At 74.5% G+C, this 16,917-nt stretch carries 21 protein-coding genes; 11 read left to right on the top strand and 10 right to left on the bottom strand.

Going from position 1 to position 16,917, the window contains the following annotated elements; all coding sequences use genetic code 11:
* Window positions 1–3: 3 nt before the first annotated feature.
* From paaA to BLT76_RS08480, 6 genes are read left to right on the top strand one after another with little or no spacing between them, the layout of a single operon-like run.
* Window positions 4–861 (top strand): 1,2-phenylacetyl-CoA epoxidase subunit PaaA, encoded by an 858-nt coding sequence (paaA, locus tag BLT76_RS08505; protein ID WP_090853779.1) that lies wholly within the window; start codon window positions 4–6, stop codon window positions 859–861.
* Window positions 858–1,133 carry a 1,2-phenylacetyl-CoA epoxidase subunit PaaB gene (paaB, locus tag BLT76_RS08500; RefSeq protein ID WP_090853776.1) on the top strand — a complete coding sequence of 92 codons (276 nt, stop codon included), beginning with the start codon at window positions 858–860 and terminating at the stop codon, window positions 1,131–1,133. Before paaA ends, paaB begins: the two co-directional genes overlap by 4 nt.
* Window positions 1,117–1,962 (top strand): 1,2-phenylacetyl-CoA epoxidase subunit PaaC, encoded by an 846-nt coding sequence (paaC, locus tag BLT76_RS08495; protein WP_090853773.1) that lies wholly within the window; start codon window positions 1,117–1,119, stop codon window positions 1,960–1,962. Before paaB ends, paaC begins: the two co-directional genes overlap by 17 nt.
* Window positions 1,959–2,435, top strand: coding sequence for a 1,2-phenylacetyl-CoA epoxidase subunit PaaD (gene paaD / locus BLT76_RS08490; protein WP_244509322.1), 477 nt, complete (start codon window positions 1,959–1,961; stop codon window positions 2,433–2,435). The genes paaC and paaD overlap by 4 nt, the downstream gene beginning before the upstream one ends.
* Window positions 2,435–3,469, top strand: a complete 1,035-nt coding sequence (gene paaE / locus BLT76_RS08485; RefSeq protein ID WP_090853766.1) for a 1,2-phenylacetyl-CoA epoxidase subunit PaaE — start codon at window positions 2,435–2,437, stop codon at window positions 3,467–3,469. Before paaD ends, paaE begins: the two co-directional genes overlap by 1 nt.
* Window positions 3,466–4,074 (top strand): TetR/AcrR family transcriptional regulator, encoded by a 609-nt coding sequence (locus BLT76_RS08480; RefSeq protein ID WP_090853763.1) that lies wholly within the window; start codon window positions 3,466–3,468, stop codon window positions 4,072–4,074. Before paaE ends, BLT76_RS08480 begins: the two co-directional genes overlap by 4 nt.
* Window positions 4,075–4,116: 42 nt before the next feature.
* Here BLT76_RS08480 and BLT76_RS08475 read toward each other — a convergent pair whose 3' ends face one another.
* The 3 genes from BLT76_RS08475 to BLT76_RS08465 form a co-directional block, all read right to left on the bottom strand.
* On the bottom strand, window positions 4,117–5,175 hold the full coding sequence (locus BLT76_RS08475) for an NAD-dependent epimerase/dehydratase family protein (protein ID WP_090853760.1): 1,059 nt from the start codon (window positions 5,173–5,175) through the stop codon (window positions 4,117–4,119).
* Between the two features lie 134 nt (window positions 5,176–5,309).
* Complete coding sequence (locus tag BLT76_RS08470; protein WP_090853757.1) at window positions 5,310–6,287, bottom strand: aldo/keto reductase; 978 nt, start codon at window positions 6,285–6,287, stop codon at window positions 5,310–5,312.
* Window positions 6,265–6,714, bottom strand: a complete 450-nt coding sequence (locus BLT76_RS08465) for a MerR family transcriptional regulator (protein ID WP_090853753.1) — start codon at window positions 6,712–6,714, stop codon at window positions 6,265–6,267. Before BLT76_RS08465 ends, BLT76_RS08470 begins: the two co-directional genes overlap by 23 nt.
* Window positions 6,715–6,764: 50 nt before the next feature.
* On the opposite strand from BLT76_RS08465, the gene BLT76_RS08460 reads away from it, so the two are divergent.
* Together BLT76_RS08460 and BLT76_RS08455 are read left to right on the top strand one after the other, a co-directional pair.
* Window positions 6,765–7,640: an RNA polymerase sigma-70 factor gene (locus BLT76_RS08460; RefSeq protein ID WP_090853750.1), complete on the top strand. Its 876-nt coding sequence runs from the start codon at window positions 6,765–6,767 to the stop codon at window positions 7,638–7,640.
* A gap of 47 nt (window positions 7,641–7,687) precedes the next feature.
* Window positions 7,688–8,437 (top strand): SDR family oxidoreductase, encoded by a 750-nt coding sequence (locus BLT76_RS08455; RefSeq protein WP_090853746.1) that lies wholly within the window; start codon window positions 7,688–7,690, stop codon window positions 8,435–8,437.
* 4 nt (window positions 8,438–8,441) lie between these two features.
* On the opposite strand, the gene BLT76_RS08450 is transcribed toward BLT76_RS08455, so the two are convergent.
* Window positions 8,442–8,918, bottom strand: a complete 477-nt coding sequence (locus tag BLT76_RS08450) for a GNAT family N-acetyltransferase (protein WP_090853743.1) — start codon at window positions 8,916–8,918, stop codon at window positions 8,442–8,444.
* 68 nt (window positions 8,919–8,986) lie between these two features.
* On the opposite strand from BLT76_RS08450, the gene BLT76_RS08445 reads away from it, so the two are divergent.
* A complete protein-coding gene (locus tag BLT76_RS08445; RefSeq protein WP_090853741.1) occupies window positions 8,987–9,871 on the top strand; it encodes a LysR substrate-binding domain-containing protein in 885 nt (294 codons plus the stop codon).
* On the opposite strand, the gene mgrA is transcribed toward BLT76_RS08445, so the two are convergent.
* Window positions 9,855–10,895, bottom strand: a complete 1,041-nt coding sequence (gene mgrA / locus BLT76_RS08440; protein WP_090853739.1) for an L-glyceraldehyde 3-phosphate reductase — start codon at window positions 10,893–10,895, stop codon at window positions 9,855–9,857. The genes BLT76_RS08445 and mgrA overlap by 17 nt on opposite strands.
* A complete protein-coding gene (locus BLT76_RS08435) occupies window positions 10,892–11,590 on the bottom strand; it encodes a DUF1275 family protein (protein ID WP_244509321.1) in 699 nt (232 codons plus the stop codon). The genes mgrA and BLT76_RS08435 overlap by 4 nt, the downstream gene beginning before the upstream one ends.
* Window positions 11,591–11,613: 23 nt before the next feature.
* Here BLT76_RS08435 and BLT76_RS08430 point away from each other — a divergent pair, with 23 nt between their 5' ends.
* The gene (locus BLT76_RS08430) at window positions 11,614–12,042 is read left to right on the top strand and encodes a GNAT family N-acetyltransferase (RefSeq protein ID WP_244509320.1); all 429 of its coding nucleotides are present in this window, start codon (window positions 11,614–11,616) and stop codon (window positions 12,040–12,042) included.
* Window positions 12,043–12,146: 104 nt separating this feature from the next.
* Here BLT76_RS08430 and BLT76_RS08425 read toward each other — a convergent pair whose 3' ends face one another.
* The 4 genes from BLT76_RS08425 to BLT76_RS08410 are packed head-to-tail and all read right to left on the bottom strand — an operon-like array spanning window position 12,147 to window position 16,001.
* Window positions 12,147–13,919, bottom strand: coding sequence for a sensor histidine kinase (locus BLT76_RS08425; RefSeq protein WP_090853733.1), 1,773 nt, complete (start codon window positions 13,917–13,919; stop codon window positions 12,147–12,149).
* Window positions 13,916–14,722 carry an SDR family NAD(P)-dependent oxidoreductase gene (locus tag BLT76_RS08420; protein ID WP_090853730.1) on the bottom strand — a complete coding sequence of 269 codons (807 nt, stop codon included), beginning with the start codon at window positions 14,720–14,722 and terminating at the stop codon, window positions 13,916–13,918. The genes BLT76_RS08425 and BLT76_RS08420 overlap by 4 nt, the downstream gene beginning before the upstream one ends.
* Window positions 14,719–15,126 carry a nuclear transport factor 2 family protein gene (locus tag BLT76_RS08415; RefSeq protein WP_170866980.1) on the bottom strand — a complete coding sequence of 136 codons (408 nt, stop codon included), beginning with the start codon at window positions 15,124–15,126 and terminating at the stop codon, window positions 14,719–14,721. Before BLT76_RS08415 ends, BLT76_RS08420 begins: the two co-directional genes overlap by 4 nt.
* Window positions 15,123–16,001: a TIGR03619 family F420-dependent LLM class oxidoreductase gene (locus tag BLT76_RS08410; protein WP_090853727.1), complete on the bottom strand. Its 879-nt coding sequence runs from the start codon at window positions 15,999–16,001 to the stop codon at window positions 15,123–15,125. The genes BLT76_RS08415 and BLT76_RS08410 overlap by 4 nt, the downstream gene beginning before the upstream one ends.
* Before the next feature lie 29 nt (window positions 16,002–16,030).
* On the opposite strand from BLT76_RS08410, the gene BLT76_RS08405 reads away from it, so the two are divergent.
* Window positions 16,031–16,867, top strand: coding sequence for an SDR family oxidoreductase (locus BLT76_RS08405; RefSeq protein WP_090853724.1), 837 nt, complete (start codon window positions 16,031–16,033; stop codon window positions 16,865–16,867).
* Window positions 16,868–16,917: the final 50 nt, after the last annotated feature.

The following is a 16,917-nucleotide window of genomic DNA, read 5'->3' as shown; positions in this document are numbered from 1 at the left end:
GCGGTGGACGACCTGGAGCGGCAGTTCGAGGAGACGGTGGCGCGTCACGACCGGATCGAGCCGCGCGACTGGATGCCGGAGGGCTACCGGCGGACGCTGGTGCGCCAGATCGCCCAGCACGCGCACTCCGAGGTGATCGGGATGCAGCCGGAGGGCGCCTGGATCACCCGCGCGCCGAGCCTGCGGCGCAAGCAGGTGCTGCTCGCGAAGGTGCAGGACGAGGCCGGCCACGGGCTCTACCTCTACTCCGCCGCCGAGACGCTCGGCGTCACCCGCGACGAGCTGGAGGCGCGGCTGATGAGCGGCGCGCAGAAGTACTCCTCGATCTTCAACTACCCCACCCCGTCGTACGCCGACGTCGGCACGATCGGCTGGCTCGTCGACGGCGCCGCGATCTGCAACCAGGTGCCGCTGTGCCGGACGTCGTACGGGCCGTACGGGCGGGCGATGGTGCGGATCTGCAAGGAGGAGTCGTTCCACCAGCGGCAGGGCTTCGAGCTGTTGATGACGATGATGCGCGGCACCGACGAGCAGCGGGCGATGGTGCAGGAGTCGGTCGACCGGTTCTGGAAGCCGGCGCTGATGATGTTCGGCCCGCCCGACGCCGAGTCGCCGAACACCGCGCGGTCGATGGCCTGGGGCATCAAGCGGCACACGAACGACGAGCTGCGGGCGCGGTTCGTCGAGATGACGGCGCCGCAGGCCGAGGCGCTGGGGGTGACGCTGCCCGGCAACGACGTCGACTGGGACGAGCTGAAGCGGGTCGTGTCCGGGGACGGGCCCTGCAACGCCGAGCGCCTCGCCCACCGGCAGCAGGCCCACGACGACGGCGCCTGGGTGCGGGAGGCGGCGAGCCGATGACCGGACCGCTCTACGAGGTCTTCGTGCGCGCCAAGCGCGGCCTCAACCACGTCCACGTCGGGTCGCTGCACGCGGCCGACGACGCGATGGCCCTGCGCAACGCCCGCGACGTCTACACCCGCCGCAACGAGGGGGTCTCGATCTGGGTGGTCCGCGCCGACGCGATCACCGCCTCCAGCCCGGACGAGAAGGAGCCGCTGTTCGACCCGGCCGGCGACAAGGTCTACCGGCACCCGACGTTCTACGAGGTCGGCGATGTCCCCCACCTCTAACGTCGACCACGGTCCGTACGACGGCCTCGACGCGACCGACCCGGCCCACTGGGCGTTCGGCACCGGCTTCGCCGACCCGCTCGACGGCATCGATCCGCACGTCCCCGACGGCGTCGACCGAGTCGCACTGGCCGCCCTCTGCCTGCGGCTCGGCGACGAGGCGCTGCTGCTCTCGCACCGGCTGTCGGAGTGGTGCAGTCGCGCCCCCGACCTGGAGACCGACGTGGCCCTCGCGAACGTGGCGCTCGACCTGCTCGGCCAGGCCCGGCTGCTGCTGGCCCGGGCCGCCGTCGTGGAGCCGGGCGTCGTCCCGGAGCTGCCGGCCGGCTCGCCGGTCCCCGCCGAGGACGCCCTGGCCTTCTTCCGCGACCCGCCCGCCTGGACTGGCTCCCGCACCGCCGCGCTCGCCAACGGCGACTTCGGGCACACCGTCGTCCGGCTCTTCCTCGCCTCGACGGTCCGGCTGGTCGTGCTGCAGCGGCTGACCGGCCACCCCGACCCGGTGCTCGCCGCGGTCGCCGCGAAGGGGGTCAAGGAGCTGACCTACCACCGCGACTGGTCCGGGCGCTGGGTCGTCACGCTGGCCCGCGGGACGCGGGAGTCGCGGCGTCGTACGACGGCGGCGCTCGGGCAGCTGGCCCCCGCCTGGGCCGAGCTGCTGGACCGCGACCCCGCCGTACGTGACGACGTGGAGGCGGTCCTCGACCAGCTCCTCGACGCCTCGGATCTCGAGCGGCCGGACGAGGGCGGCGAGCTCCCCGACGACCTGCCCGACCTGCTCGCCGAGATGCAGTCGGTCGCCCGCGCGCACCCGCAGGGGCGCTGGTGAGCGCCTACGACGCGGCGGCCACCGTCACCGACCCCGAGCTGCCGATGCTGACGATCGCGGACCTCGGCGTGCTCCGCTCGGTGGCGGAGGTCGACGGCCGCGTCGAGGTGGCGATCACGCCGACGTACTCCGGATGCCCCGCCCTCGCCACCATCCGCGACGACCTGGTCCGCCGCCTCGCCGAGGAGGGGTACGACGACGTCCGCGTCCGGGTCGAGCTGGACCCGCCGTGGTCCAGCGACCGGATCACCGACCGCGGTCGGGCCGCGCTGGCCGAGCACGGCATCTCCCCGCCGGGACCCGCCCCGGCCGGGCCCGTCGTCCTCACCCTGGCCCCGCCGCGGCGGGTGGTCCGCTGCCCGCGCTGCGGCGCCGTGGCCGACCGGACCTCGGAGTTCGGGCCGTCGGCCTGCACCGCGCTCTACCGCTGCCCGGAGTGCCTCGAGCCCTTCCAGCACGTCAAGGAGATCTGATGCCGCTGCTCGAGGTGGCCCGGGTCGACCGGCTGACCGACGACGCGGTGGCGGTGACCTTCGCCGTCCCCGACGACCTCGCGGAGGCCTTCGCCTTCGAGGCCGGCCAGTCGCTCACCCTGCGCCGGGTCGTCGACGGCGTCGAGCACCGCCGCTCGTACTCCATCTGCGCCCCCGTCGGCGCCCCGCCCCGCATCGGCGTGCGCGAGATCCCCGACGGGCTGTTCTCACGCTGGCTGGTCCGCGACGTCACGCCCGGTGCGACGGTCGAGGTGCTGCCGCCGACCGGCCGGTGGCGGGTCGAGCCGGGCGGTCGCCACCTCTGCATCGGCGCCGGGTCCGGCATCACCCCGTTGCTCTCGATCGCCGCGACCGCGCTGTCCGGCGACGGTGAGGTCACGCTCCTCTACGGCAACCGCACGAGCGGCTCGGTGATGTTCGCCGAGGAGCTCGCGGACCTGAAGGACCGGCATGGGCCGCGGCTGTCGGTCGTGCACGTGCTGAGTCGTGAGCCCCGCGACGTGGACCTGTTCAGCGGCCGTCTCGACGCCGACCGGCTGCGTCGGCTGCTGACCACGGTCGCGCCACTCGACGGGGTCGACCACGTCTGGGTCTGCGGCCCCTACGCGCTCGTCGTCGAGGCACGTGCGGTGCTCGCCGACCTCGGCGTACCGCCCGAGCGGGTGCACGTCGAGCTCTTCCACGTCGACGAGCCGCCGCCCGCCGTCGTCCGGGCCGAGGCGGCGCCGACGGGGGAGACCAGCGAGGTGACCGCGGTGCTCGACGGTCGCGCGGTCACGACCCGGGTGGCGCGCGAGAGCAGCGTGCTCGACGGTCTGCAGGCGGTCCGCGCCGACCTGCCCTTCGCCTGCAAGGGCGGCGTCTGCGGCACCTGCCGCGCGCTGGTCCGCGAGGGCGAGGTCGACCTGCGCCGCAACTACGCGCTGGAGCCCGATGAGGTCGACGCGGGCTACGTGCTCACCTGCCAGAGCGCGCCCGTGTCCGACCGCGTCGTGGTGGACTTCGACGCATGACCGAGACCCGGGTTCGCCGCGGCCGCCCCGGCCACGACCAGGCCACCGTGCTGCGGGTGGCCATCGACCTCTTCATCGCCCGCGGCTACGACGCCGTCAGCATGGCCGACCTGGCCGCCGAGCTCGGGCTGTCGAAGTCCTCGCTCTACCACCACGTTCCGAGCAAGGAACGGCTGCTCGAGCTGGCCCTCGACGAGGCGCTCGCCGAGCTGACCGCCGTGGTGGACGCGGCCGCCGACGGGGCCGGACCGGCGTACCCACGCCTGCGCCGGGTGGTCGAGGACAGTGTGCGTCTCCTCGTCGCCCACCAGCCGGCCGTCACCCTGCTGCTCCGCGTCCGCGGCAACACCGCCGTGGAACGCGCCGCCCTCGAGCGCCGGCGCCGGATCGACGCCCGCCTCGCCGGTCTGGTCCGCGCCGCCGCCACCGAGGGCTCCCTGCGCGACGACCTCGACCCGGAGGTCGTCTCCCGCCTGGTCTTCGGCATGGTGAACTCGCTGGTCGAGTGGTACGACGCCGCCGGCCCCGTCGAGGTCGGCGCGCTGGCCCGGACCGTCGTCGCCACCGCGCTGGAGGGTCCGGCGCGGGGGGCGTCTCCTGGTTGATCGAGCGCCTGCTCAACCAGGGTGGGCTGCCGCGACCAGGCGTCACGGCGTGCGCCGCTGCCCCACCGGCCCCCGCCGTACGGCGTCGCCGACCGTCTGGGCCAGCGAGCGAGGCCGGAGGACGGCGGTCGGCCCCGAGGCCGAGGTCCGCATCCCGTCCAGCACCTCGGCGAACACCTCGGGGGCGGACCGCGAGGGGACCCAGCCGAGCTCGGAGCGGGCGCGGCTGGAGTCGAGGTGCGGCAGCGCGAACCCCATGTCGAGCCAGCCGGCGTCGATCTGCTGCAGGTGTAGCCGCCAGCTCACGTCGACGCCGGCGCGAAGGACGGCCGACGGCACGTGGACGAGGCGGGCGCCGAAGGCCGCGGCGATGTCGGCAGCCGTGAGCGGTGCCGCGGCGGCGAGGTTGAACGCACCCCCGGCCCGCTGGGCGAGGACGCGGCCCAGGGCGTCGGCGACGTCGTCGGCGTGCACGAAGGCGATCCGCAGGCCGCGGTCGAGGGGGAGCAGCGGGAGGTGCCCGAGGACCCACGCCGGGACCAGGCCGGGCACGCCGTACCGCATCAGGGCGCTGCCCGCCGCGCGCTGACCGACGACGCCCGGGCGCATCCGCGTGATCACCAGGTCGCCGCCCTCCGCGGCGTCGAGGAGTCGCTCCGCGGCGACCTTGTGCCGGCTGTACGGCGAGGTGGGGATGCCACCGGTCGGGTACGACTCCGCGACCGGCCGGTCGTCGGAGGCCGGGGAGTAGGCGCCCAGCGAGGACTGGTGGACCAGGTGCGGGACGCCGGCGGCGCGGACGGCGCCGAGCACCCGGCGGGTCCCGCCGACGCCGAGCCGCTCCAGGTAGTCGAGGTCGTGCGAGGGCTGGAAGCCCCAGGCCAGGTGCACCACCGCATCCGCGCCGGCGAAGATGCCGGGCAGCGGGTCCTCGGCGGCCGTCAGATCGACCGAGTGCCACTCCACCTCGCGCCCGCCGACGGTCGGCGTGTCGGGGATCCGGCGGGCCAGGCCGACGAGCTCGTGGTCGCCGGTGGACGCGAGGTGGCGGAGCAGGGCGGTGCCGACGTTGCCGGTGGCCCCGGTGATGACGATGCGCATGAGGTCCGGTGCCCGACGGCTGCTCGTCCCACCGGCCCACCCGTACACGGACGGACACAAGTCGCCCCGGACGCGACGTCCCACGCTCAGCGCGACCGGTCGACCCCGACTTGTGTCCGTCCGTGTACGACGCCCTACCGGTCGACCCCCGCCGGCACTTCCGCGAAGTCCCGGTGCCCGACGATCTCCTCGTCGGGCAGCGCATCGGCCAGCTCGCGCCGTACCTCCTCGGACAGGAGGAGCGAGGCAGCATCGGCGTTCTCGTCGAGGCGGGAGCGGCGCCGCGTCCCCGGGATCGGTACGACGCCCTCCGCGAGCAGCCAGGCCAGCGCGACCTGGGCGGTGGTCGCGCCGAGCCGGGCGGCGACCGACTCGACCCGTGCGACCAGCCGACGGTTGGCTGCGAAGGCGGCGGGCTGGAAGCGCGGCAGGCCGCGCCGAGCATCGTCGGGGGCCAAGTCGGCGAGCGCGCGGACGCCGTCCGAGAGGACGCCGCGGCCGAGCGGTGAGAACGCGACGAAACCGATGCCGAGCTCCCGCATCGTGGCGAGCTCGCCGTTGTGCAGCACGTCGCGGGCGAACAGCGACAGCTCCGACTGCACCGCGGCCAGCGGGTGCACGGCGTGCGCGCGGCGGATGGTGCCGGCCGACGCCTCCGACAGGCCGAGATGGCGTACCTTGCCCTCGGCGACCAGCTCGGCCATCGCGCCGACCGACTCCTCGATCGGCACCTGCGGATCGACGCGGTGCAGGTAGTAGAGGTCGATGACGTCGGTGCCGAGGTGGCGCAGCGAGCGCTCCGCCGCCTTCCTGATGTACGCCGGGGTGCCGTTGCGACCGTGCACCGTGCCGTCGTCGTCAGTCTCCGCGGATGCCTTGGTCGCAAGCACGACCTCGTCACGCCGGTCGCCGAGCGCCCGCGCGATCAGCTTCTCGTTCTCGAACGGCCCGTAGGCCTCCGCGGTGTCGATGAAGGTGACGCCGCGGTCCACGGCGTGCCGGAGCGTCGCGACCGACTCGGCCTCGTCGCTGGCGCCGTAGAAGGCGCTCATGCCCATCGCGCCGAGCCCGATGACCGAGACCTCCAGGTCACCCAGATGGGTGGTCCTCATGGGGTTGTCCTTCCGTGCCGACCACCTCGCGGTAGGCGGCGATCTTGCGTTCGATGGCCAGTAGGTGGCCCTGAGTGCGTGCCAGCTCGTCGAGCACCCGATGCCGGTGGCCCTCGAGCAGCACGAGCCGCTCGGCCTCGGTGCCGGCGATGCGGCTGAGGTCGGCCATCGCCCGGATGTCGGCGATCGACATCCCGGTCTCGCGCAGCATCACCAGGCCGGCGATCCAGCGCAGGTCGTCCGCGCCGTACCGGCGACGGCCGCCGGCGTCGCGCGCGGCCGGGTCGAGCACCAGGCCCTCTCGCTCGTAGTAGCGCAGCGCCTCGATCCCCACGCCCGTCAGGCGCGAGGCCTCGCCGATTGACAGGCCGCCGGGCGGCACGTCGTACTCGAGGTCGGGGAGCAGGACGGGGGGCACGCGTTCCATGCTGTTATCTGTAGCGCGCTACAGGTCAAGCCGTCGGTCAGGATGGTTCCATGGACCCGGGGCTCGCGGACTTCGACGAGTCGCGACCGCGGCTGTTCGGCATCGCCTACCGGATGCTCGGCAGCGTCGCGGAGGCCGAGGACGTCGTGCAGGACGCCTGGCTGCGCTGGCAGCAGACCGACCGCAGCGTCGTCGAGAACCCAGCCGGCTTCCTCACCACCGTCACCACCCGGCTGGCGATCAACGTCGCCGACTCCGCGCGCCGACGCCGCGAGGTGTACGTCGGCCCGTGGTTGCCCGAGCCGGTCGACACCAGCGCCGACCCCGCCCTGGGTGCGGAGAACGGCGAGGCGCTGGAGGCGGCGGTGCTGGTGCTCCTGGAGCGGCTGCCCGCGCGGGAGCGGGCGGCGTACGTGCTGCGCGAGGCGTTCGACTACCCCTACCCGCGGGTGGCCGAGATCCTGGAGATCAGCGAGGCCAACACCCGCCAGGTGGTGACCCGGGCCCGCCAGCACGTCGCCGAGCACCGGAGCGCGCCGGTCGACCGGGCCGAGCACCGGCGGCTCCTCGAGGCGTTCGTGAGCGCCGCGCGGGGCGGCGACCTGGGCGCGCTCGAGCGACTGCTCGCGGCCGGGGTGGTCAGCACGTCGGACGGCGCGGGCGTCACCCGCAACGCGGCTCGGGTGCCGATCGTCGGCCGGTCGAAGGTGGCGCGGGTGCTTGCCGCCTTCCGCGACCGGTTCTGGACCGGATCGACGATCACCTGGCTGGAGACCAACGGCCGGCCGTCGCTGCTGGTCCGGCACGGGGACGAGCCCGCCGCGGTGCTGTCGATCGAGGCCGGGACCGACGGCATCGAGCAGCTGCTCTGGGTGATGGCGCCCGACAAGCTGTCACAGATCGGGCGGCTGCCCGGTCAGCACTGACGAACCGGGCCGGAGACGCCGGACCGGACGTCAGAGAGGCACATGCCATGAAGGTCGTCGTCATCGGGGGAACCGGGCTCATCGGGTCGCAGGTCGTCGCGCTCCTGCAGGAGCAGGGGCACGAGGCGCTCGCCGCCTCACCGCAGAGCGGGGTCGACGTGATCACCGGGGTCGGGCTGGCCGAGGCGTTCGCGGGCGCCGACGTCGTCGTCGACGTGACCAACTCGCCGGTCTGGGAGGACCAGGCGGTCCTCGACTTCTTCACCACCTCGACCCGCAACCAGCTCGCGGCCGAGCGGGCGGCCGGGGTCGGCCACCACGTCGCGCTCGCCATCGTCGGCGCCGAGCGGCTCCCCGGCAGCGGCTACCTGCGCGCCAAGGTGGCCCAGGAGCAGCTGATCGTCGAGTCCGGCGTGCCGTACTCGATCGTCCGCGCGACCCAGTTCTTCGAGTTCGTCGCCGGCATCGCCGACGCCGCCACCCGTGACGACGGCGTCCACCTCGCCCCGATCGGCTTCCAGCCGGTCGCCGCCGCCGACGTGGCCCGGCTCGTGGCCGAGACCGCGGTGGGGGCTCCGCTGAACGGGACGGTCGAGATCGCGGGCGCCGAGAAGGTGCGGATGGACACCTTCGTGGCGAAGGTCCTCGCCGGCCGGGGCGACGACCGCGTGGTCGTGGCCGATCCGTCGGTCGGCTACTTCGGCGGGGCCGCCGTGGCCGACGAGATCGTCCCCGCACCGGACGCCGACCCGGTGATCGGGGCGACGTCGTTCGCCGACTGGGAGGCCGGTCGCTAGGCGGCTAGAGGTCGAGCGCCATCGCCACGTCGGCGCGGGCGTAGGGGCCGGGCTCGTGCTCGTCGGCGCCGAGGTGGCGGAAGCCGTGCTGCTCGTAGAGGTGTACGGCGGACGCCAGCCGGCGGTTGCTCTCCAGCTCCAGCCGGGTGGCGCCGAGCTCGCGGGCCCGGTCGAGGGCGGCGACGACCAGGGACCGGCCGATGCCGTGGCCCTGGTGGTCGGGGGAGACGGCCATCTTGACCAGGTCCATCACGCCGGGGCGGGTCACGGCGAGGGCGACGCACCCGACCACCTCGTCACCCAGCCGCGCGACGAGGACCGCGCCGCCCGGCGACACCAGCTGGCCCACCGGGTCCTCGAGCTGGCGGCGGTCCTCGGCCTCGAGGGCGAAGTACTGGCCGATCCACTCCTCGTTGAGCCGCCGGAAGGCGTGGGCGTCGGTGTCGTCGCGGAGGTCGTCGATGGTGATCGTGCTGGTCATGCGTCCAGTGTTCGCGCTTCGACGAGATAACTCCAAGACTTGTTCAGGACGATCGATAACCTGGATGCATGGATGTCGACCTGCGCCTGCTGCGGGCGTTCGTGGCGGTCGCCGAGGAGCTGCACTTCGGTCGCGCGGCGGAGCGGCTGCGGGTCGCCCAGCCCGCGCTGTCGCAGCAGATCCGCCGGCTGGAGCGCGAGCTCGGCGTCCTGCTGCTGACCCGGACCTCGCGCAGCGTCGCGCTCACCCCGGCCGGCTCGGTGCTCCGCGACCGGGCCCGCGCGCTGCTCGGCCAGGTGCGGCGCGACCTGGAGGAGACGGTCCGGGTCGGGCGGGGCGAGGAGGGTCGGCTCGACGTCGGGTTCGTCAGCTCGGCGCTGCCGCTCGGTCCGGTCCAGCACGTGCAGTCCTTCCGGGAGCGCTGGCCGCGGGTCCAGGTCGCGCTCACCGAGGGCTACACGGCACGGCTGCTCGAGCTGCTGACCCGCGGCGAACTCGACATCGCCGTCGTCCGCGACCCCGACCCGCGCGACGACGTCACCTGCACGACGTTCCACGTCGAGCCGTTCGTCGCGGTCGTCCCGGCCGGCCACCGCCTCGCCTCCCGCCCGAGCGTGCGGGCGCCGGAGCTGGCGGGCGACCCGTTCGTCTTCTTCCCGGCCGACGCCGGCGCGCTGGCGACCGAGCGCAACCTGGCGCCGGTCGTCGAGGACGGACGGGTGCCCGAGATCGTCCAGGTCGGGTCGTCCTGGGCCACCCTGCTGCACCTCGTGCGGGCCGGGGTCGGTGTCACGGTCGCTCCCGCGAGCGCGCTGCTCGTCGCGCCCGACGGCGTCGTCGCGCTCCCGCTGGAGGGCAGCGACCACCGCAGCGAGCTGGTCTGGGCCGTCCGCACCGGCGACGACCGGCCCCTCCTCCGCAACTTCGCCAGCGGCTCTACTCCTGGTCGCTGAGCCGGGCCGCCTGCCACAGGTCGATGCCGGAGTCGGTGGAGTGCTGCTCGATCGCGGCCAGCTGCTCGTCGGTGAACGCCGGGCCGCTCAGCGCGGCGACGTTGCGGTCGAGCTGCTCGGGGCTGGAGGCACCGATGACCAGCGAGCTCATCCGCGGGTCGCGCAGCGCCCACTGCAGCGCCAGCTGGGCCAGCGACTGGCCGCGCTCGGCCGCGATCTCGTTCAGCGAGCGCAGCAGCGCCACCATCTCGGGCGTGATCGAGTCGCGGTCGAGCGACTTGCCCTGCGTGGCCCGCGAGCCCTCGGGCACGCCGTCGAGGTACGTGTCGGTCAGCAGCCCCTGGGCCAGCGGCGAGAACGCGATGCAGCCGGCGCCGACCTCTTCCAGCGTGTCGAGCAGGCCGTCGCCCTCGACCCACCGGTTCAGGACCGAGTACGACGGCTGGTGGATCAGCAGCGGCGTGCCCAGGTCGGCCAGGATCGCGGCCGCCTCCAGCGTCCGCGCGGGGGAGTACGACGAGACGCCGACGTACAGCGCCTTGCCCGAGCGGACGATCGCGTCGAGAGCGCCCATCGTCTCCTCGAGCGGCGTCCGCGGGTCGGGCCGGTGGTGGTAGTAGATGTCGACGTAGTCGAGGCCCATCCGCCGCAGCGACTGGTCGAGGCTGGCCACGAGGTACTTCCGCGAGCCGCCGACCTGGCCGTAGGGACCCGGCCACATGTCCCAGCCGGCCTTGGTCGAGATCACCAGCTCGTCGCGTAGGCCCGCGAAGCTCTCGCGGAGGTGGCGGCCGAAGTTCTCCTCGGCCGAGCCGTACGGCGGCCCGTAGTTGTTGGCCAGGTCGACGTGGGTGATGCCGTGGTCGAACGCCCGCTGCAGGGTCGCGGCCTGCCGCTCGAACGGCACGTCGTCGCCGAAGTTGTGCCACAGGCCGAGGCTGATCGCGGGGAGGTCCAGGCCGCTGCGGCCGACGCGGCGGTACTCCATCGCGTCGTAGCGGGCGGGGTCGGGGAGGTAGCTCATGCCCCGATCGTGGCACTACCGCGGGCGTGCACGGCACCCACCACCGTCACGGCCAGGACGATGACGCCGGCGACGACCAGGCCCGCGCCCAGGTGCCACTTCAGCAGGGCGGCACCCGCGGCCGCGCCGGCGAGGATCAGGACCACGGCCGCCGCCCGTCGTCCGCTGCCCCCGCCCTTGCCGCTGCCGAGCACCGAGTCGGCGGCCAGGCCGGTGATGGTCGAGGTGACCACCACCGTGGTGACGTCCTTGACCGCGATGAACCGGGCCGCGGCCGCCTGCACCCCCATCGCCGCCCCGAGCAGCGTGGTCACCGCGAGCGCGAGCGGCTCGGCCAGATCGTCCTCCACCACCCACAGGACCACGGCCAGCGCGACCATCACCACGCCCACCCCGGCGAACAGGAGCGTGGTCCGCCGCGTCCACGCCCCGGCCGCCCGCTTCAGCACCCGCCCGCCGAGCGCGGCCCCGGCCATGAACCCGACCAGCGCGAGCACCGGCCCGAGCACCGGCAGGTCGTCGGCGCCGACGAGCGCCATGCCGAGGATGACCACGTTGCCGGTCATGTTGCCGGTGAACACCCGGTCCAGGCCGAGGTAGCCGACGGCGTCGACGATCCCCGTCCCGAAGGTCAGCGCCAGCATCAGCAGCAGGTGCATCCGGTCGGCGGGTACGGCGCGCAGGCGGTCGGTCACGTCGGGATCCTAGGATCGCCCGCGTGGACGAGGTGACGCTGCGGCCGGCCGTGGACGACGACGCCGAGGCGCTGGTGGCCTTCTGGGCGTTCGCCGGCGAGAACGAGTCCCGGCCCACCGACCGGCCGGAGATGATCACCGCGCTGCTCGCGCACGACCCGTCCGCGCTGCTCCTCGCGACGGTCGACGGCGAGATCGTCGGCACGGTGATCGCCGGCTGGGACGGCTGGCGGGCCCACCTCTACCGGCTCGCCGTACGCCCCGACCACCGGCGCCGCGGCCTCGGTCGGCTGCTGGTCGAGCGGGCCGAGGAGCGGCTCCGCGCCCTCGGCGCCGGCCGCTTCGACGCGATGGTGCTGGAGGGCAACGAGCTCGGCGACGCCTCCTGGCGGGCCGCCGGCTACACCCGCCAGGACAACTGGCGTCGCTGGGTCCGACCCTCCGGTGGTTGAGGAGGTCGCGCAGCGACCGTCTTGAAACCTGGTGGGCCGAGAGTCGGTGGTGGTCGGGCCCGGCTGTCGGCGCGGGCGGTTTCGAGACGGGACTTCGTCCCTCCTCAACCACCGGTGGGCAGGGTGACCGTGAACGTCGTCCCGCGCCCCAGCTCCGAGCTGACCCGGACCGACCCGCGGTGCCGCTCGACGATGGTGGCCACGATGGCCAGGCCGAGGCCGGTGCCGGGCTCGCGGAGGGCGTCGGGGTTGGTGGTGCGGAAGAAGGCGCGGAACAGCCCGACCTGGTCCTCCTCGGAGATCCCGAGGCCGTCGTCGGCGACCTCGACGACGACCGTGTCGTCGCGACGGACGGCGCTGACCGCGACGGTGCCGCCGGCCTGGGTGTACTTCACCGCGTTGCTCGTCAGGTTGCCGACCACCTGGTCGATCTCGTTCGCGTCCCCGGGGACGACGAGGCCGCCGGGCCCGAGGTCGACGCGCAGTCGAAGCCCCTTGGCCCGGGCGGTGGACTCGACGAGCGCGACGACGTCGGCGGTCACCGCGCCGACGTCGACGGGGACCGGCACCAGCGGGTGCTGCGGGTCGCTGACCCGGGCGAGCAGGAGCAGGTCGTCGACGACCTTGCCCATCCGGTGGGTGCCGCGGGTCATCGCCTGGTGGTAGCGCCGGGCGGTCTCCTCCAGGTCGAGCTCGCCGAGCATCTCCAGGTTGCCGGAGATGACGGTCAGCGGCGTGCGCAGCTCGTGGGAGAGGGTCGCGATCAGCTGGGTGCGGTAGTCGTCGAGCTGCTGCAGCTCGCGGACCAGGTTGCGCTCGCGCTCCAGGGCCCGGGCCGTGACCAGCGCCGCGCCCAGATCGTGCCCGATCTCCTGCGCGGAGGCGGCCTCGACGGGCGACCAGGTCGGGTCGTCGGGCCCCCGGGTGAGCACCAGCAGGCCGACGCACTCGCCCCCCGCACCGAGGGGTACGGCGAGCGCCGACGCCAGCTCGAAGTCCGCCAGCTGCTCGGTCGCCAGCGCGCGCACCCGGTCGCCCACGTCGGTCCCGGGCGGGACCGGGGAGCCGTCGGCGGTGACGACCACGGCCCGCTGCTCGGCCCACAGCCGCGGGGCCAGCTCGCGGGCCATCTCGACCATCGGGTCGGGCAGCGTGACCACGTCGCTGTCGCGTGACCGGGCGTACCCGATCGACGGGCCGTCGGTCCCGAGGACCTGGATCCAGGAGCCGGAGGCGGTGAACCCCTCGACGAGCGGCTGGTAGGTGTACTCGAGCACCGCCTGCAGCGACGCGTGGGCCGGCATCGACGCGGACCGGACCAGGCGGCGGGCCGCCTCGGCGTGCGCGATCTGCTGGACCAGCTCCTCGCGCTCGAAGGCGGTGAGGACGGCGCGCTCGGTCTGGGCGGCGTACCGCTCGAGCAGTCGCCGCTGGGCGTCGTCGGGCCGCATCCGCGAGATCGGGCGGTCGACCGACAGGCAGCCGACCAGGGTGCCGTCGTCGTCGCGGAGGAAGCCGATCAGGGCATCGAGCGGGTGCCACGCGTCGGGGACGTCGAGCGGCTCGTCGGCCGCGACGAACCAGCTGCCGTCGAGCTCGCCGTCGTACTCCTCGGCGGCCAGGAAGGTGAACCGGCCCCAGCTGGTGCCCTGCTCCGCGACCTGGTCGAGGCTCGAGATCGGGTCGGCGTGCTCGAAGACGTATTCGCGCCACTCCTCGGACCCGGTGTAGGCGACGGTGACCAGCAGGCCGTCGAGGACCACGGACAGCACGGCGGTCTCGAATCCGATCATCTCGGCGACCGACTCCACCATCAGCTGGAGCACCGCCCGTGCCGAGGAATCGGACCACGCCGACCCGTCGGCGGGCGCCGTCACGGGCGGTCCGGGAGGTTGGTCCAGCCCTTGCCGTCGGCGCGGCGGTACCAGCCGGACGCCGCGAGAGTCCCTCCGTCCACGGCGACAGTCTGCCCGGTGACGAACCGGGCGTCGTCGGAAGCGAGGAAGTCGACCACGCCCGCGTAGTCGTCCGGCCGCCCGAACCGGCCCAGCGGCACCCACCAGGGGACCGACGCGGGGTCACGCCCGCGCAGCATCGCCGCCGCCGGGGTCTGGTCGGTGTCGGCCAGGTCGGGCGCGACGGCGTTGACGCGGACGCCGTACGGCCCGGCCTCGACGGCCAGGCTGCGGGTGAAGGCGACGACGCCGGCGTTGAAGGCGGAGTACGCCGCGTGCCCCGGGATGCCGCGGAACGCCTCGACGGTCGCGTTGTTGACCACCGCCCCCGAGCCCTGCTCGACCATCACCGGCAGCAGGGCGTGGGTGACCTCGAGGACGTGGCCGAGGTTGAGGTCGTGCAGCCGCCGCCGCTGCTCGCGGGTGCTGTGCAGGAAGGTGCGCGACGCCGGCCGGAAGTCGCCGACGTTGTTCACCAGGACGTCGAGCCGCCCGAGCTCGTGCACCTCCCCGACCAGGCGCTCGACCGTCGCGTCCTCGGTGACGTCGCCGACGACGGTCCGGCAGCGCCCGCCCGCAGCCTCGACCTCCGCTGCGGTGACCTCGGCCGCCGGGCCGTCGACGTCGACCAGCACCACCAGGTCGCCGCGGCCGGCGAGGCGGCGGGTCACCGCGCCGCCGATGCCGCGGGCGCCGCCGGTGACCACGCTGACCCGGGGGCTCATCGGCCGACCTGCCGCTCCTCGGTGAACCGCAGGTCCAGCTCCCGGCGTGCGAAGAACCAGTGGCCGGCGATCCGCCGGTACTCGTCGCGGTAGACCAGGTGCCACACGTGGTCGGTCCCCTCGTCGACGTGGTGCGCGACCGCGGTGACCCGGCCCGTCACCGCGTGCGGGCCGGTGCGGTCCAGCACGATGCCGCCGATCTCGTGGGCGGTCCGCCTGACCCGCTCGAGCGCGCCGAGCGCCTTCCGTACGGCGGGCCGCCCGGCGACCGGCTCGCGGCGCGCGGGCACCAGCACGCCGTCCAACGTGAACAGCGCGGCGGCCCGGTCGAGGTCGCGGTCGTCGACGTACGCCGCGTAGCGGTGCACCAGGTCATGGAGGGCCAGCGTGTCCTCGGGGCTCACAGCCCCAGCCGTCCGGCGCAGGCCGACAGGGCGTCCCGGGCCTGGTCGAGGTCCGCGGTCGGCGCGGTCGCGAGCACCAGGCGGTCGGCCCCGAGGGCGGCCAGCCGCTCCGCCCTCGCCGCGTCGACCCGGTCGACCAGGTGGCCCAGGGTCAGCTCGAGCGCCTCCGGGTCGCGCCCGGCGCGCGCGGCCTCCTCGCGCATCAGCGCGACCAGCCCCGCGAGCTCGTCGCCGGCCACGCCGAGCGGCTGCAGGCCGGCGCCGTACCGCCCGGCGCGGCGCGCGGCCGCCCTGCTGTGGCCGCCGACGTGGACGGGGACCCCGCCCGCGCGGACCGGCTTGGGGTAGGACATCGCGCCGCGGAAGGAGAAGAACTCGCCGTGGTGGTCCACCCCCTCCGGTCCGTGGTCCGACCACAGCGTGGTGAGGACCTGCAGCTGTTCGTCCGCACGACGGCCGCGACTCTCGAAGTCCACCCCGCAGGCCTCGACCTCCTCGCGCATCCAGCCCATCCCGACGCACAGCCGCAGCCGCCCGCCCGAGAGCGCGTCGAGGGTGGCCAGGCGCTTCGCCAGCACGACCGGGTGGTGGTCGGGGAGCACCAGCACGCCGGTCGCGAGGCCGAGGGTCGTGGTCCGACCGGCGAGGAAGGCCAGCAGCTCGAGCGGGTCCGGCACGTCGCAGTCGTCGGGCAGCTCCATCCGGCCGGAGGCGTCGTACGGGTAGGTGCTGGTGTAGCCGGCCGCCACCACCGCGTGCTCGACGACCACCACGCCGTCGAACCCGCAGGCCTCGACGTGCTCGGCCCAGGCGGCGATCCAGGCGGGGTCGGCGGTGGTGCCGGCCGCGACGGGCGCGATCACGTCGTACTGCATGACGGGAACCTAGCGGGCATCATGCCCCCGTGGACCGACCTGTCGCCCTCGTGACCGGCGCGAGCCGGGGGATCGGCCGCGAGACGGCGCTGGTGCTGGCGCGCGAGGGGTACGACGTCGCGTTCACCGCGCGCACCGAGGTCGAGGGGACCGGCACGGTGCCGGCCCGGACCGCCGCGGAGGGGCCGCTCGTGCACGCCGTGCCGGGCAGCCTGGAGACGACCGCCCGCGAGCTCTCGTCGTACGGCGTCCGCGCGCTGCCGGTCCGGATGGACCTCCACGACCTCGGCTCGGTCCGCGCGGCGGCGGCGACCGTGCTCGCTGAGTGGGACCGCGTCGACCTGCTCGTGCTCAACGCGATCAGCCACGTCCCGCACGCCCGTCTGCTCGACCTCGACCTCGACGCGTTGAGCCGCAGCCTGGAGGCCAACCACGTGCACCAGGTCGCGCTCGTCCAGACCGTGCTGCCCGCCATGGTCGCTGCGGGCGGCGGCACGGTCGTCGCCGTCTGCTCCGCCTCCGCCGCCACCGACCCGCCCGCCCCGCCCGGCGAGGGCGGCTGGGGCCTCGGCTACTCCTCGGCCAAGGCCGCCTTCGGCCGGATCGCGGGCGCGGTGAACGCCGAGTACCGCGCCGCCGGGGTCCGCGCCTTCAACGTCGACCCGGGCTTCGTGGTCACCGAGTCCGGCGCCGCCCGCGGCGGCACGGCCGCCATCGCCGACCGCGGCTTCGACTCCTCGCCCGCCGACGCCGTCGGCCGCTGCGCCGCCTGGCTGGCCACCTCACCCGACGCCGACCGGTTCCTCGGGAAGGTGGTCTGGGCGCCGCGGCTGGCCGAGTCTCTGGGCCCGCCAGCCGCGCTGTAACGCGATGTTCGCCGCACTAGGTACGCGCTGCAGCGCGTACCTAGTGCGGC

Origin of the sequence: Nocardioides lianchengensis (assembly GCF_900101465.1) — a bacterium.
GTDB lineage: Bacteria > Actinomycetota > Actinomycetes > Propionibacteriales > Nocardioidaceae > Nocardioides > Nocardioides lianchengensis.
This window is presented reverse-complemented; position numbering and strand designations above follow the sequence as displayed.